This window comes from Amycolatopsis sp. NPDC050768 (assembly GCF_040654155.1).
In the GTDB taxonomy this organism is placed as follows: domain Bacteria; phylum Actinomycetota; class Actinomycetes; order Mycobacteriales; family Pseudonocardiaceae; genus Amycolatopsis.
Genome location: NZ_JBFAHL010000005.1, coordinates 297,976 through 313,522 on the forward strand (window position 1 = coordinate 297,976; position 15,547 = coordinate 313,522).

Below are 15,547 nucleotides of genomic sequence, written 5' to 3' on the forward strand. Positions count from 1 at the left end.
CCTCACTCACGAAATCACTGCCCGGAGCCGTGAAGAACCTCAAGGGGAACCCGATGGGTTTCCGGAACGAACAGCGCCGCCAGCCCCAACCCCACATACATCACGGCCACGATGGCGAACACCCAGAACTGGCCGACACCCTGCAGAAGAGAGCTGGCGATCAACGGAAGAATCGCACCGCCGACAAAACCGGTGTTGACGACGACAGCCGTTCCGAAACTGCGAACCCGGGTCGGAAAGAGCTCCGGCGCCCAAGTCCAGATGGTGGTGTTGACGAGGAGCACGAAGATCTGGAACACAAATCCCAGTGTCAGGATGAGCGCATCGCCTTGAGCGAAGATGGCGAAGGCGAGCACGGCGACGGCACTGCACACCGCACCCACACAGACCACGGTCCGGCGAGAAATGGCAAATCCGCCGTACGAGGCGATCGCGCAGCCGATGAGACCGCCCAGGTTCTGCAGCATGGTGAACGTCACGCTGCCCTGCACCGAATAACCCCGGTTGACCAGCATGATCGGCATCAGCAGCACCACACTGAACTGCGCGCCCCACGCCAGGAACGCCGCGATCCCCAACGCGATGGTGCGCCGGCGAAGTGGCTTGGTGAGGACACTCTTCAACGCCTGAGATGCGGGCCCGTCGCCCTGTGCGCTCTCCGAGACGGCGGCGGTCTGACTGTCGACGTAGGGGTGGATGTCGCCGCTTCGCACGCGCAGCCTGCCGGTCGCCAGGCGGGTGAGAGCCTCGTTCGCCTCCAGGATCTTGCCACGGCTCAAGAGGTAGGCCGGCGTCTCGGGCAGATACCGCCTGAAGAAGAAGATCAAGACAGCGGGAAGCCCCAGCAAGCCGAAGGCCCACCGCCAGTCGTTGTCGCCGGCGCCGACCGCCGAGGCGAACGGGCCGATCACGAACAACGTGTAGGCGTAGGCGAGAAACAAGCCGACGCCCGCGGAGATTGTGTTGAACAGGGAAACGAACACGCCCCGGACCCTGGTCGGGGTCAGCTCGGACAGGTAGGTGAGCCCGACCGCGATCTCACCGCCGACCCCCAGGCCGGTCACGACCCGGGTGACACCGAGAACGGTCGAGTTCGGCGCCATGGCCGACAGCACCGAGCCCAGGCAGTAGATTCCCAGGCTGACGGCCAGCAGGCTCCTGCGGCCCAGCAGGTCCGCGATCACACCGCCGACGATGCCGCCGATGACAATGGCGATGAGACTTACCGTGGAGAGAAGCGCCAAGGCGGAGGCATCGATGCCGAGATCTTTTTGAAGAGAGGGGCCGAGCGCCGAGAGAATGAGCTGCTCGAAAACCTCGAAGAGGCCGCCCAGCACCACGAGAGCAAGTGCCAGATAGTGGGTTCTGGTGAGCCCCATGCCATCGATGATTTCACCGAGTGACCTGGGTTTTTTGCTCATGGCGGCTTTCGCATCGAATGCCATGACTCTACTTCCTACGTTTGAGTATTGCCTGTCGGGTCCTCAGGACACCCTTTGGGCGCGCGTTGACGGCCGCGAAGGAGAGGGAAAGGAGAACACGGAAACGAGGTCCTCGCCTCCGGTGTTTTCCAGCGCGTGCCACGAAGCCGCAGGGATGAAAATCGCCTGGCCTCGCTCGAAATCCAGAACGCCTTGGTCGGTGTGCAGCCGACCAGCCCCTTGGGCAACGTACATGACCTCGGAAGTGGCGTGCGCGATCGTGTCGGTCTTGGGCGATCCTGGTGGGATCGTCACCACTCCGAGGCAGTTCTGGATCTCGGGGACGTCGGCCGCACTCAGCAACAGGCCGTCAGCCGGTGGGTTCGCGGGATCGTAGGTGACCTGGACGTACTTTCCCGTGACACTGTCAGTCATGATTCCTCTTCTGGGATGCGGTCAGAGACCTGGCCACTCGACCCCCGCCTGCCCGGGGAAGAGCTGTTCCTTGTTCAGCCGCAAGTGATCCCTCATGGCATCCTCCGCACCGCGCGGGCCATCACTGCGAATCGCGTCGAGGATGCGCTGGTGATCGTTGATCAGCTTGAGGCGATTTTCGCGGTCCTGCAGCACGATCTGGTTGATCAAGACCCACAACGGCTGCCGATCGATCTCGACCAGTTCCAACGCGAAGTGGCTGAGAATGTGATTCGGGCACATCGCGGCCAAGTCGGCGTGGAACGCCATCGAGTGGTTGACGAAGTCGGGAAGCTGTGCCGGCTCGTCGATCAAGCCGGCGGCCAGGTCGACCTCGTGTTGCACCTTTTCCAGGTCAAGATCACCGGGATTTGCCGCGAGCAGGCGGGAAAGCGGTGGCTCGACCACCAGCCGTGCGGCGATGACGTGCTCGGGCGTTGAGCCGATCTCACGTCCGGAGCCCTTGAACAGCCCCCGGCTCAGGTCTGCCACGTAGGTACCGTCACCGTGCCGCACCACAATGGCACCGCTCAGCTCCAGCGCGAACAGTGCCTCGCGCACACTCGCCCTCGACACCTCGAACTTGGCGGAGAGATCGCGGTCCGAGGGCAGTCGAGCCCCAGCAGTCCAACCCCCCTGCTGGATCTCACTCAGAAGCGCCTGAGCTACACGCAAGTACCGCCGCTGCGGCAACGAGGCACGCTCGGAGTGGTCTGAAGACTGCATCCCGAGAGATTAGACCAGTGTCCCGGGCCGCACAAGAGTCGGCACATCGGTCTGTCGAGTCCAGATTAGACCACCCGGACCTGCGGATATTACGGAAAGTGCGCAATGGACCGCGGACCGAAACCGCCCCACCGCGGGTGCACGGAGCTCACCTCACCCGAGCCGACCGGAGTTGAACGTTCGCTGGGAACGCCGGTCAAGTTGACGTCTACGACGTGGCGCCAGTCTGTTGCAAAGCATCGAGAACAGCGCGCAAGTGCCGGCGCGTCGCGTCGGCTGCTCGGTCCGCGTCTCCGTCGCAGATCGCGGAGATGATGGCGAGGTGCTCGGTGAGGGATTCGCGAGCTCGGCCCGGCCGTGTGGTGAGGCGGAAGCGGTGCAGCACCGACTGCGCCCGCAGGCGTTCCAGGATGCGCGTCGCCGTGTGGTGAGCGCTGAGCTTTCGCACGAGTGTGTGCAACTGGTGGTTGAGTTCCGACTGCCCGGCCAGATCCGCGTCGTCGACGGCGACGCGCATGGCGTCCCCGAGTGCGTGCAGGCCACGACGCTCGGACGCATCGGCCCGCAGCGCGGCGAGTGACGCGCACAACGGTTCGAGCATCAGGCGGACGTCGCAGATCTCGACGGCCTCGTCCAGCGACACCGCGCGGACGCGGGCTCCCCGATTCCGGACCCGCTCGATCAGCCCTTCGTTCATCAGCTCCAGCAGTGCGAGCCGGACCGCGCTGCGGCTCGCGCCGAACTGGTCGGCCAGGTCGCTTTCGACCAGCCGCTGGTTCGGCACGAACTCACCCCGGAGGATCGTGTCGCGGATGGCGTCGCTGATCGCAGGGGCCGCCGTGGGCCCGAGCGGCTGTTCTCGTTCTTCCGCGGACGGCCACGTCGCACCTTCGGTGTCCACCACGTCAGGCTGCACGCGACGTCACCGGCCCCGACAGTTCCCTTAACCGAGCAGCCGACACGCCGCCGGTCCCCGCTCCGTGCTCACCCAAGCCGATCACCTCGTCGAAGCGAAACTCCACGCGGCTCGGCCGCACGCGTCACGAAGCCGGCGTGCGACCGAGCGTCGTCTTGGGCAGGCCGCCCAGCTCGCTGAGCTTCTGCAAGGACCCGACCAGGCTCGACAAGTGAGCTCGCATCGCGGCCTCGGCCCGGTCCCCGTCCCCGGAGGCAACCGCCTCGATGACGCTGACGTGCTCGGCGAGCCCTTCCTCGATCCGCCCCGGCAGCAACGACACCTGGAACTGGTACCGCACGCTGGGGTAGCGCAGCCGTTCCAGCACCTCGACCGCCGTCCGCTGGTCGCCCAGCTCGCGGATTACGTGGTGCGATTCCTGGCTGATGTCGTTGTAGGCGGCGATGTCGCCGGCCTTCACCGCCGCGCGCATCGCCTTGGCGAGCTTCTGAAGGCGGCGCCGGTCTTCCGCACCGATCGCCGACGCGGCCTTGCGCGCGCACAGCCCCTCGACCACGGCGCGCACCTCGGTGATCTCGATCGCCTCGCGCAGCGAGATCGGCCGCACCGACGCGCCGCGGTTGCGCTCACGGATCACGAGGCCCTCGTTCTCCAGCATCACCAGGGCCTCGCGCACGCTCCCGCGCGACGATCCGAACGCGGCCGCGAGGTCGACCTCGACGAGCCGCTGGCCGGGAAAGAGCTCGCCGTGGACGATGGCGGTCCGCAACCGGTCGACGAGCGTTTCTCGGTTTTCCACAGGCGGCCGCCCTCCTTTCCAGGCCGGCCGTCCAGCCGGATCGTTGCCATTTTACCCTAACAGGATCGTTGGCAATCTGATTGGACGATCGGGTGTTTCACCGTCGGCTCAGTGCGGTTCGTCGTGTGCGTCGACCACCGACAACGCCCGCCCAGGCACCGGGACCGACACCTCGTCGCCGGGACGCACGTCCGAGTGCCGGGCCGATCGGCACTCGATGCGCTCGTCGCCGACCGCCACGATGTGCCGGATGCACTCGCCCTCGAACGACTGCGCGACCACGGTGCCGAACAGTTCGTTGGCCCCCGGCGACCCGTGGGTGCCGTCAGCGCGTCGCCGCGGCTCGAGGTCTTCGGGGCGCAGCACGAGAACGACGTCGGTGAGGCCGGCCGGGACCGCTTCGTCGAGCACCAGCGGCCCGATGTCCGTGAGCACCGTCCGGCGGCCGGAGCCGTCGTCGATCTTCGCCGACAGCAGGTTCGGCGACCCGATGAACCGGGCCACGAACAGGTTCTCCGGATTGTCGTAGATATCGCGCGGGGTGCCCTGCTGCATGATGCGGCCGCCGCTCATGATGGTGATCACGTCGGAGATCGCCAGCGCCTCGGCCTGGTCGTGGGTGACGTAGAGGGTGGTCAGCCCCAGTTCGCTCTGCAACCGCTTCAGCTCCAGGCGCATCGACGCGCGCAGCTGGGCGTCGAGGTTGGACAGCGGCTCGTCCAGCAGGAGCAGGCGCGGCCGGCCGACCATCGCGCGGGCGAACGCGAGGCGTTGCTGCTGGCCGCCGGAGAGCTTGGTGGCCGACCGGTCGATGGCCTCGCTCAGCCCGACCGACTCCAGTGCCGCCACCACCAGCTTGTCGACCTCGGCCTTGGGCCGCTTGTCCCGGCCCACCCGCATCGGGAACGCGACATTCTGCCGCACGGACATGTGCGGCCAGATCGCGTAGGACTGGAAGACCATGCCGAGCTTGCGCCGGTCCGGCGAGAGGTCGACGGACCGCTCGGCGGAGAAGAGCGTGTCGCCGCCCAGCTCGATCTCGCCGGAGTCCGGGTGCTCGAGCCCCGCGACCGAACGCAGCAGCGTGGTCTTGCCGCACCCCGAGGGCCCCAGCAGCGTGTGGAACTGCCCCTCCTCGACCCGCAGGCTCACCCCGCCCAGCGCGGGACGGTGCTTGTCGATGTCGATCCCCCGCCGCCGCAGCCGGCCGGACGAGGCGGGATCGTACTTCTTCACCACGTCGTTGATCTTGAGCATCACTTCGACCGCCTTGGGTTCGGGCTACTGGTTGCGCACGCCGCGGCGCGCCGAGATGAGCTGCGAGATGACGACCAGGACCGTCAGCACGACGACGAGGACCACGCCGATCGCCGACACGAGGGTGGTGTTGCCGTCCTGGTACTCCTGGAAGATCGTGACGGAGAGGACTTCCTTGCCCGGGGTGTAGAGCAGAATGCTGCTCTGCAGCTCCCGGAAGCTGACGATGAGGATGTAGACCCATCCGCCGATCAGGCCCGGCGCGGCCAGCGGGAGCAGCACGCGCCGCATCGTTTCGAACCAGCGAGCCCCGGAGACGTGGGCCGATTCCTCGAGCTCGGCCGACACCGTCGCGAGCGCCGAGCCCGCGTAGCGCATGCCGTAGGGGATGAACCGGGTCGTATAAGCGATGAACAGGATGATCAGCGTCCCGTAGATCGGCAGCGACGTCCGCAGGTACACCACCGCCAGCGCGACCCCGAACACGAGACCGGGGATCACCAGCGGAGAGAACGCCAGCGCGTCGAGCAGCCGCCGGCCCGACGACCTCGTGCGGACCACGACCCAGGACGCGACCGCGGACAGGACCATCGCCGCGGTGGCCGCGCAGACGGCGACGATAGCGGTGTGCTCGAACGACCGGATGATCCCGCTGTCGCCGAACAACGTGCGGTAGTTGTCGAGGTTCAGATCACCCATTGCCTGGAGGCTGGGTTGTTCGTAGTTCTTCAGCAGCGAGGAGTAGAGCAGGACCAGCAGCGGCAGCACCACGGCGAGGACGAAGTAGCCCAGCACGAACAATGCCGCGACCCACCTGCCCCGGCCGAGTTTCTCGCGCCGCGGGCGGAACGCCTTGCCGCTGATCGTCCCGGACTCGCGCAGCGACCCGCCGGCGCGCCCGGCCAGCCAGACGCCGACGCACGCGATCACCAGCAGGCCGATCCCGATCGCCCCGATCGCCTGGTAGTCGGTGGGGTATTCCTGGTACAGGTAGTAGAGCTTGCTGGTGAGCACGTAGTGACCACCCGAGAGCCCGAGAAACGTGGGGATCTCGAAGACTTCCAGCGACTGCACGAAGACGATGAGCGCGGCGCCCGCCAGCGCGGGCTTGACCATCGGCAAGGTGATCCGGGTCAGCACCCGCCACCGGCCGAGCCCGGCGACCCTCGCCGCCTCCTCCATCGACGGGTCCGCGGCCCGGAAAGCCGCCGACAGCAACAGGAAGACGATCGGCGCGGAGTGCAGGCTCTGCACCCAGATCATGCCCCACACCGAGTAGACGTCGAACGGCCGGATGCCGAACAGGAACCCGGTGACGTTGTTGAGCAGGCCGATGTTCGAGCTGCCGAGGAAGATCCACGCCGGCGCGTACAGGATCGCCGGGATGATCAGCGGGATCAGGGCCGAGAGGCTCAGCAGCCGCCGGAACGGGACGTCGGTGCGCTCGGCCAGGTAGGCGAACCCACCGCCGATCACCATCGACACGACCATCGAGCCGAAGGCGAACGCCAGCGTGTTCCCGATCATCGCCCAGGTGTCGGAGTCGTTCGGGAACGCCCGCGCGAAGCCCCCGAGACCGGCCGAGCCGTCGTCGGCGACGAAGGTGCGCCAGAGCAGGAAGCCCAGCGGCACCAGGACGAGGTAGCCGAGCAGCAGTACGACCACCGCCACGACCACGTGCTTCGCCTCGACGCGGCCGAGTACCCGGCGCAGTATCCCGGGGCCCGGCCCGGGGTCGTGACCGGCAGGCGGCCGGTCGAGAACGGTCTGGGTCATCGGGGAAGCACCGGGTCCTTGCCCTTGAGCAGGTTGCTCCACGCCTCTTGCCACGCGTTGCCCCGGTCGGAGGCCAGGGTCCGCCAGTCGTCGTACACGAAATCGGTTCCTTCCGGCAGGCGCGGCTGGTAGCCCGGGATCGCCGCGGGGTTGGTGGGGATGTATCCGGCGTCGTGCAGGTACTTCTGCGCCTCGGTGAGGTAGTAGTCGCAGAACAGCAGCGCGGCCGCCGGGTGGGCGGCGCCCTTCATCGGGTCGGCCCCCAGGATCTGCAGTGTCACGGGGTCCATGGCCGGCTGGAACGAAAGGTCCTTCGCGCGGCTGGGCACGTACTGGAGGAAGTCCGACAGGAAGACCGGGAAGTCGCCCGCCTGCAGCAGCGTCGTGTTGGAGACGTGGCCGTCGACGACCCGGAAGTTCTTCGCCACGCGCTTCATCATGGCGGCGAAGTCGTTGTCGGACATGCCTTTCTGCTTCGTGTAGTAGTTGTACAAGTCCTCGTACCAGTTGAAGTCGCCTTGGTCGACCGCGACCTTGCCCTGCCACTTCGGATCGGCGTAACCCGCGAGATCGGGCGGGAGCTGGCCGGGCTGGACCAGCCGCACGTTGTGGATCGGCAGGGTGGCGATGTAGTAGGCCCCGACCATGTCGTCGGTCTTCGCCTCGGCCGGGATCGTGCCGGCGATGTCGCTCGTGTACGGGGCGATCAGTCCTTGCTGGCCCAGGATCGCCATCTCGGAGTCCTTGGTCTCGACCACGTCGTTCAGGACCCGGTGCGCGCCCGCTTCCTGCAGCACGCGCCCGCGGACCTGTTCCGTCGTCGCGCGGTAGACCGCGACGTCGATCCCGTATTCCTTTTCGAACGCGGGGACGATCTTCTTCTCGATCGCGGTGTTGGTGACGTAGATGACCAGCTGGCCCTCGGCCTTGGCGGCGTCGACGAGCTGGTCGTGGCGCGATTTCCCCTTCATGGCGGCGAATTTCGCGTAGACCGCGACCGCCTCGGTGTTCACAGGGGGAAACCCGCAGGCCGCCGTCAGGCCGCCGAGGCAGGCCACAGCGAGCAGGCAGGCAAGGCGCTGCCGCGGCTTCTCGAGCATCGTTGCTCCTCATTCCGGTAACGGCTGCGCTCCGCGCACCCGCGTACAGAGACTACGTGATGTCGAACAATATGACTAGCAATATTGTTGGACAATCAGAGGTCTACGACGAGCTCGGAAGTGGTGGCCCTGCTGCAGCAGAGCGTGATGACCGATCCGGATGCCTTCTCCCGCGGAGTCAGCACGACGTCGCGGTGGTCCGGCGTTCCCGAGAGGACCCCCACCACACAGGTGCCGCACACGCCCTGCTCGCACGCCGTCGGGACGAACACGCCCGCGCGGTCGAGGACCTGGGCCGGCGTCTCGGTTGCGCCGACCTCCACGGTCACCTTGCTCCGGGCCGCGGTCAGCACGAACGGACGCCCTTCGGTGTCGGCCTCGTGCTTGAAGTGCTCGACCCGGAACGCCTCGGCTCCGATCCCCGCGGCGAGCGCGCCCTTGCGCACGTAGTCCATGAACGGCTCGGGCCCGCACACGTAGACCGTCGAGTGTGGACCGGCCGCGCGCAGTACGTCCTCCGGGGCGAACGTGCTCCCGTCGGAGTCCGCTCCGACGTGCAGGGCGCCGGCGGGGACGAGGGACTCGAGCTCGGCGGTGTAGACCGCCCGGTCGGGCGTGCGCACGCGGTAGTGGAACTCGAAGCCGGCGTGCCGCGCGGCGAGCCGGCGAGCCATCGCCAGCAGCGGCGTCACACCGATGCCACCCGCGATCAGCACCACGTGCGCGCCGTCCTCCCCGAGCTCGAACGTGTTCTTGGGCTCGCTCACGAGGATCCGGTGCCCGGGCCGCAGCCGCTCGTGCACGAACCGCGAACCGCCCCGGGAGTCGGCGGTCTTGAGCACCGCGATCTTCGCCGTCTCGGCGCCCGCGGACGCGGCCAGCAGGGAGTACTGCCGGATCAGGCCGTTGGGCAAATGCACGTCGACGTGCGCTCCCGGCCCGTGGCCGGGCCACGGGCTGCCGTCGACCGGGCGCAGCTCGACCTCCAGCACACCGTTCCCGACGATCCGCCGCCCGCTGACCTCGACCTCGACCGTCCCTTCCGGCGCGGTCACGAACCCGTCCCCATGCGGTCGGCGGCCAGCCGCACGACCTGGCGCGAGGACAGTGCCAGCAACGGGTGCGCCCCTGCCTCGACGAGCGCGTCGAACCCCGGCCGGCGCAACGCGTCCTGGAAGCGGGCGTCGAGGCCACTGGCGGTGATCACCGCGTCGGCGTCGCGCGCGTAGTCGTCGCGCAGCTGCTCCTCCACGATCAGGCGGTGGAGGAAACGGTTGAGCGGCAGTGACTCCGGCTCGGGGAACTTGTAGTAGATGAAGTCCTCGCTGGTGAACTCGTACCCGCCGTACTTCGGCACCGACACCTCCCGGCTCGCCTCGTGCACGGTGTCGTCGGCGGCCTTGGGCAGGAACTGGACGACGCCCTGGCCGTGGTGGGCCAGCTCCTGGTACGAGAGCAGGTGCCCGGGCAGCTCGCCGATGATGCCGAGCAGCACGAACCAGGTCAGCAGCTCGCTTTCCCCGACCTCGTCGAGGTTGACGGGGGTGAGGTCGAGCAGGTCCTGGTAGCGGCCGGCGGCGGCCTCCTGGATGACCCAGCGGTCGAACTCGTAGTTCGGCGCCAGGTAGCGGGAGGTGCCCGGGAAGTGGGACATGCCGCCGCTCGCGATGATCGCGATGCGCTCGTCCCGGGTCTCCAGCGCGCGGCCGATGGCCCGGCCCAGCTCGTAGCAGCGGCGCGGGCTCGGGATCGGCGGCAGGTAGGTGTTGACCAGCAGCGGGATCACCGGGGCGTCGGTCTTGCCGAGGATGTACTTGAACGGCGTGAGGAACGCGTGTCCCAGCACGGCTTCCTGGGAGTAGGTGACGTCGAAGCCGTCGGCGATCACCTTCTTCAGCAGGTCGACGGCGACCTCGGTGTGCACCTTCTTCTGCATCCGCTGTTCCATGTAGTGCGCCTCGCACTCCTGCGAGACCACCATCGTGAAGGTCGGCACCGCCTCCAGCCAGAAGGTCTCGAGGTGGTCGAGACCGATGACGAGGACCGCGTCGGGAGCGGCTTCCTCGATGGCGGCGCCGAACGCCACCAGCGCGTCCGTGCTCTTGTCGAGCTTGTCGAGCTCCTCGTGCCGGGGCCGGCTCAGCAGCTGCGGCGCGTGGACGGCGGCCGCCGCGGCGACGATCTCAGCCATGCGTTTCTCCTTCGTGCGGATGGGGGGTGGGAACGGGCGCGGTGGCCTACAGGTCCAGGGTCTGCGGGGCGAAGACTTCGTCGAGCGGCACCTCGCGCACGGCGATGCCCTGCTCGACCACGTACTGGCGAAGCCGGTCGAGCATCGTGCGGTTGGCCTCCATGCCGTAGGGCACGGGGTCGGTCGCGGCGACCCCGCGGGCGGCGTCCGCGGTCGCGGGATCCAGCAACCGCCACGGTTCGAAGCTCCGCGCGGCCTCGGCCAGCACGGCGGCCTTGGCCTCGGTGAAGGCCGAGTACAGGTTCAGCGCCAGCCACGGCAGCTCCTCGGCGAGCTCCCGGCGCACGGCGACGCAGTGCGTGGCGTGCAGCCCGGTGCCGCCGGCGAGGTAGCGGGCGCGTTCGGCCTCGGGGTCGAACAGCCGGCGGACCCTCAGCTCGGCTTCGCTGCGCTCGGGCGAGCGGTCGACGAGGTTCTTCTCCGACAGGTACAGCAGGGATCCGGCGAGGTAGTCCTCGGCGAGCAGAGTGCCGATGTTCTCCTCCGGGGACATGACGTCGACGCGCACGCCCTCGGGCGGCCGGAAGTCGGTGGCCGCGCCGTGGCTGTGGGCGGCGCCGCGTTCCATGACCCAGTGGACGTCGGCGGGATCGACGCCGAAGTCGTGCTGCAGCACGCCGCGGCTCCACACCGCGGAGGTCTGCTGGTACTCCGGCACGCCGATCTTCCGCCCGCGCAGGTCCGCGGGGCTCTCGATACCCGAGCGCTCGCCGACGACGATGCCGAGGTGGCACAGCGTGCGGGTGGTGAACACGGGCAGGGCCACGAACCGCCGGTCGTCCAGCGAGGCCAGGCGGAAGCAGGTCGACAGCGACGCCTCGAAGACGTCGAACTCGGCGAAGTGCAGCTGCCGCCAGAACAGCTCCGACGGGTGGTAGGACAGCAGTGTCGGGTCGACGCCGGCGATTCCGACGCGACCGTCGAGCAGCGGGCGGGTGAACGTGTTGGCGGTGAGGGCGACGGTGAGCCGGCGCGTCATGCGCTCTCCCCCGCCTTGTTCAGGATGAGCAGCAGGTAGCCCGTGGTCGAGGAGTTGTAGATGATCGGCTGGATCCGGTCGAAGGTCCACCCCTCGGCGACGGCGTTGTTGAGCTCGCGTTCGAGCTCTTCGGACACGGCCTCGGGCGTGAGGCCGGTGGCGCGGATGGTCACGATCTTGTAGGTCATGGGTCGCTTTCGTGAGTTCGGCGGTGGCTCAGTACCAAGCGGACTGCAGGTCCTTGGCGGCCTCGCGCCATTCGTCGCCCTCGGCCACGAGCAGGTCTGCCGCACGGGTGTCCCGGTGGTCTTCGGGGCCGGCACCGACCATCGGCTCCCCTCGCTCGGCGCGGTCGGTCGCGTCGAGCAGGAGCTTGCGGGCGGTCGTGATCGCCAGGTCGGTGCTGCCGAGCGCTTCCTTGCTGCGGTCCACGATCCGGCCCATGCCGGTCTGGATCGCGAAGTCCTGGGTGTTGACGCCCTCGATGCCGGTGAAGGTCCGCGTGCGCTGCACCTCGCGGTCGATCATGAAATCGTTCTCCGGTTCCCGGACCAGCCAGTAGGTCCCGGGTTTGAAGTCCTGCGGGCCGCGGCCCATCTCGTCCTCGTGCTCGGCGAACCACCCCTGCGGCATCGGCTGCTCGGGCCGCGCGGAGTACACGAAGTTGTAGATGGCGGTGTTGTGGTCGTCGATCGGCACCCAGATGTGGCCGTGCAGCGCGGGATACTCGGCGTCCTCGCCCTGTCCGTGCCAGCTCAGCAGCACACTGCGGATCTGCATGAACGGCATGGCGAACTGGTACACGCGCAGGTACCGGCGCCCGCCGCCGACGCGGCGCAGGCTCGCGTAGGTGAACCCGTGCGGCTGCAGCTGGACCTCGAGCTTCGGGTGCCGGTCCAGCGCCCGCAGCGACTTGGTGTTGGACAGGTCGTTGTTGTGCGCGAACGACGAGTGGGCGGTGTCGATGCCGCCTTCGATCGCCTGCAGGTAGTTGCACGGCTCGTTGGTCTTCGAGACGCCGCGGTGCGTCTCGGGCGCGCGCAGCCATTCGTAGTCCGGCGGTTCGGGCATGGTGTCGACCGGTCCCATGTAGGTCCAGACGATCCCGCCGGCCTCGTACACCGGGTACGCCTTGATGCCGGCGCGGAACCGCAGCCGCGCACCTGGTTCCTCCGAAGGCGTGTCGAGGCAGTTGCCGTTCACGTCGAACTTCCAGCCGTGGTACACGCAGCGCAGACCGCATTCCTCGTTGCGGCCGAAGAACAACGGCGCCCGCCGATGCGAGCAGTAGGCGTCGAGCAGACCGACCTCGCCGTTGGAGTCCCGGAACGCCACCAGGTCTTCGCCGAGCAGCCGCACCCGCACGGGCGGGCTGTCGGGCTCGGGGACTTCTTCGGACAGGACTGCCGGGATCCAGTACCGGCGGAAGACCTGCCCCATGGGGGCCTCGCCCTCGACCCGGGTGAGCCGTTCGTTCTGTTCACGCGTGATGCGCATCTTGCCTCCGAGGGGAACTGTCAGGCTGCGGTGTCCAGAGCAGCGCGGGGTGTCACGGCCGTGCGACGGTGACGGTCGCGTGGATGACGTCGGCGACGGGCCCGTAACCACCGGTGGAGAGGATGGCGTCGGCCACCCGGTCGTACGGCACCGTCATCGTCGCGAGTGGACGGACGAGCTCGAGGTTGTCCTGCAGGATGCCGAGGGCCGACTCCACCGCGTCGAAACTGTGCCCGCGCATGCCGACCACGGTCAGGCACTTTCGGGACAGGGCCCCGAGATCGACTCCGTCCTGCGGCTTCCGCTCGCGCACGGGCATGACCAGCCGGCCCGATTTGCGCAGCATGGCGATCGCGTCGTTGAACACCGCGGCCGTGCCGGACGCGGTGTTGACGACCAGGTCCACGCCTTCGCCGCCGGTGGCGTCCCGAACCCGCTCCACCAGGTCGGGGCCGCTGGTGAGCGTGTGGGTGGCACCGAGGGACCGGGCCGCTTCGAGCCGCACACCGTCGCGTTCGAGTCCGACCGCGACGATCACCGACGCGCCGGCGATCCGGGAGGCCAGGACGCACCCGAGGCCCTGCTGGCCCGGTCCGATCACGACGACCGCGGAGCCGGGGCCGGCGCCGCCGCTGCGGTAGGCCCACTCGTACCCGTTGGCCACCGGCAGCGCCATGGTCGCGATGTCGGACGGCAGCGAGTCCGGCACGCGGTGCAGCACCGTGCGCGGGTGCAGGTACTGCAGCTGGCTGAACCCGCCCCACAGTCCCGGCGCGACGGTCAGCGCGGTGGTCCCGTACCGCAGCGCGTCCGGGGTCGCCGACGGATCGGATTCGAGGCACCACCGGAACTCCGCCGACCGGCAGAACCGGCAGTGTCCACAAGGGAGGTATTCCTCCAGCAGCACGCGGTCCCCCGGCGCCACGCCCCACCTCGCGATCGCGGACGCCGTCGCGTCCGCGATGACCCCCACGGTCTCGTGGCCCATGACGCGAGCGGGCTCGTCGGCCCGATCGAAGGAAACCACGTCGGAACCGCAGATCCCCACCGCCTCGACGGCGAGCAGGCCGTCGCCGCCGGTCAGGTCCGGGACGGGGAGCTCGCGGAACTCGACGGTCCGGCGGCCGGTCGTGACCGCGGCCCGGGCCAGACGCTCGTTCGGCACTGAAGGTGTCCTTCCCTCGTCGCTGATCTGGTTGTACTTTATTGTTAACAATCCTGTCGCGCAATCTGCGTGAGGATGTAGTTCACATAACGAAGGGGCGGGATGAGCACCTACGTACTGGTTCACGGGGCCTGGCACGGCGGCTGGTGCTGGCAGCGGGTGACAGCCGAGCTCCAGCGGCACGGGCACCGGGTCTTCGCGCCGACGCTGACGGGGATCAGCGACCGGCGCCACCTGATCTCCCCGGACGTGGGGCTCGAAACGCACACCGAGGACGTACTCGCCCTGCTGGAGGCGTGGGACCTGACGGACGTGGTGCTGGTGGGGCACAGCTACGCCGGGCAGGTCGTCACCGAGGTGGCGGCGAGGAGCCGCGCCCGGATCGGGCGCGCGGTGTACCTGGACGCCTTCGTCGCCGACGCCGGCGAGCGCGCGATCGACCTGCTGCCCGAACACGTGGCCGGGCACTACCGGGAATCCGTGGCCGGACCCGGTTTCGGGTGGCTGATCCCCCCGCGCTCGCTGGAAGTTCTCGGCGTGACCGAACAGGACGATCTGGACTGGCTGGCCCCGCGCCTGTCACCCCATCCCTGGAAGACCTACCTGGATCCCGTGAGCGCCGCACTGCCACAAGACCTGCCGGCGACCTACCTCGACTGCACCGACTGGATGGCCGTGTTCGCGCCGTACGCCAAGCGAGCCGCGGAGCGCGGGTACGACGTCGAGGCGTTGCGCACCGGGCACGAGGCCATGGTCACCGCTCCGGCCGCGCTCGCCGATTCGCTGCGGCGCATCACCGTCTGAACCGGCCGACGCCGCGTCCACTCCGAACAGAGAGAACCTCCATGGAGTTCCTGGTCCGATCGACCACCAGCTTCCCCCCGCACCTGACCGCGGACCACATCGGCGAACTGCGCGCACAAGAGCGCACTCTCGCCATGCGGCTGCGCGCCGAGGGCATCCTGACGAAACTCTGGCGGCTGCCCGGCAAGCACGGCACGCTCGCCCTGTACGAGGCCCGGGACGCCACCCACCTGCACGAGATCCTCACCTCGCTGCCGCTGTTCCCCTACCTCGACGTCGAAGTCGAAGCCCTGGCCACCCATCCGCAGGAGCTGCTGCCCGAGGTCCTGAACCTGGCCACCGCGCCGACCGGGACGAACGGCGCAACCAGGGCGTGAACACC

16 protein-coding genes are annotated in these 15,547 nt (G+C 68.4%); 2 read left to right on the forward strand and 14 right to left on the reverse strand.

The window, feature by feature from the left end:
* Positions 1-14: 14 nt before the first annotated feature.
* The 14 genes from AB0H62_RS17470 to AB0H62_RS17535 all read right to left on the reverse strand — a co-directional run bounded on the left by AB0H62_RS17470 (position 15) and on the right by AB0H62_RS17535 (position 14,361).
* A complete protein-coding gene (locus AB0H62_RS17470) occupies positions 15-1,445 on the reverse strand; it encodes an MFS transporter (RefSeq protein WP_220241723.1) in 1,431 nt (476 codons plus the stop codon).
* Positions 1,446-1,484: 39 nt separating this feature from the next.
* Positions 1,485-1,856 carry a cupin domain-containing protein gene (locus AB0H62_RS17475; RefSeq protein ID WP_220241724.1) on the reverse strand — a complete coding sequence of 124 codons (372 nt, stop codon included), beginning with the start codon at positions 1,854-1,856 and terminating at the stop codon, positions 1,485-1,487.
* Positions 1,857-1,877: 21 nt separating this feature from the next.
* Positions 1,878-2,621: a GntR family transcriptional regulator gene (locus tag AB0H62_RS17480; protein WP_360586874.1), complete on the reverse strand. Its 744-nt coding sequence runs from the start codon at positions 2,619-2,621 to the stop codon at positions 1,878-1,880.
* A 208-nt stretch (positions 2,622-2,829) separates the two neighbouring features.
* Positions 2,830-3,522, reverse strand: a complete 693-nt coding sequence (locus AB0H62_RS17485) for a GntR family transcriptional regulator (protein ID WP_255638155.1) — start codon at positions 3,520-3,522, stop codon at positions 2,830-2,832.
* Between the two features lie 139 nt (positions 3,523-3,661).
* Positions 3,662-4,336 (reverse strand): GntR family transcriptional regulator, encoded by a 675-nt coding sequence (locus tag AB0H62_RS17490; protein WP_360586876.1) that lies wholly within the window; start codon positions 4,334-4,336, stop codon positions 3,662-3,664.
* A 108-nt stretch (positions 4,337-4,444) separates the two neighbouring features.
* Entirely contained in the window at positions 4,445-5,593 is a 1,149-nt protein-coding gene (locus AB0H62_RS17495) for an ABC transporter ATP-binding protein (RefSeq protein WP_360587085.1), read from the reverse strand.
* Between the two features lie 24 nt (positions 5,594-5,617).
* Positions 5,618-7,369, reverse strand: a complete 1,752-nt coding sequence (locus tag AB0H62_RS17500; RefSeq protein ID WP_360586878.1) for an iron ABC transporter permease — start codon at positions 7,367-7,369, stop codon at positions 5,618-5,620.
* Positions 7,366-8,469, reverse strand: coding sequence for an ABC transporter substrate-binding protein (locus tag AB0H62_RS17505; protein ID WP_360586880.1), 1,104 nt, complete (start codon positions 8,467-8,469; stop codon positions 7,366-7,368). Before AB0H62_RS17505 ends, AB0H62_RS17500 begins: the two co-directional genes overlap by 4 nt.
* A 95-nt stretch (positions 8,470-8,564) precedes the next feature.
* Positions 8,565-9,524 carry a PDR/VanB family oxidoreductase gene (locus AB0H62_RS17510; protein ID WP_220241730.1) on the reverse strand — a complete coding sequence of 320 codons (960 nt, stop codon included), beginning with the start codon at positions 9,522-9,524 and terminating at the stop codon, positions 8,565-8,567.
* Complete coding sequence (locus AB0H62_RS17515; RefSeq protein WP_220241731.1) at positions 9,521-10,660, reverse strand: hypothetical protein; 1,140 nt, start codon at positions 10,658-10,660, stop codon at positions 9,521-9,523. Before AB0H62_RS17515 ends, AB0H62_RS17510 begins: the two co-directional genes overlap by 4 nt.
* A gap of 46 nt (positions 10,661-10,706) precedes the next feature.
* Positions 10,707-11,699 (reverse strand): ABC transporter substrate-binding protein, encoded by a 993-nt coding sequence (locus AB0H62_RS17520; RefSeq protein ID WP_220241732.1) that lies wholly within the window; start codon positions 11,697-11,699, stop codon positions 10,707-10,709.
* Positions 11,696-11,887, reverse strand: coding sequence for a hypothetical protein (locus AB0H62_RS17525; protein ID WP_220241733.1), 192 nt, complete (start codon positions 11,885-11,887; stop codon positions 11,696-11,698). Before AB0H62_RS17525 ends, AB0H62_RS17520 begins: the two co-directional genes overlap by 4 nt.
* 28 nt (positions 11,888-11,915) lie before the next feature.
* The gene (locus tag AB0H62_RS17530) at positions 11,916-13,196 is read right to left on the reverse strand and encodes a Rieske 2Fe-2S domain-containing protein (RefSeq protein ID WP_220241734.1); all 1,281 of its coding nucleotides are present in this window, start codon (positions 13,194-13,196) and stop codon (positions 11,916-11,918) included.
* A gap of 52 nt (positions 13,197-13,248) precedes the next feature.
* Complete coding sequence (locus tag AB0H62_RS17535; RefSeq protein ID WP_220241735.1) at positions 13,249-14,361, reverse strand: zinc-binding dehydrogenase; 1,113 nt, start codon at positions 14,359-14,361, stop codon at positions 13,249-13,251.
* A 102-nt stretch (positions 14,362-14,463) separates the two neighbouring features.
* On the opposite strand from AB0H62_RS17535, the gene AB0H62_RS17540 reads away from it, so the two are divergent.
* Positions 14,464-15,165 carry an alpha/beta hydrolase family protein gene (locus AB0H62_RS17540; RefSeq protein ID WP_220241736.1) on the forward strand — a complete coding sequence of 234 codons (702 nt, stop codon included), beginning with the start codon at positions 14,464-14,466 and terminating at the stop codon, positions 15,163-15,165.
* Positions 15,166-15,206: 41 nt separating this feature from the next.
* A complete protein-coding gene (locus AB0H62_RS17545; protein WP_220241737.1) occupies positions 15,207-15,542 on the forward strand; it encodes a muconolactone Delta-isomerase family protein in 336 nt (111 codons plus the stop codon).
* The last annotated feature ends 5 nt before the right edge of the window (positions 15,543-15,547 follow it).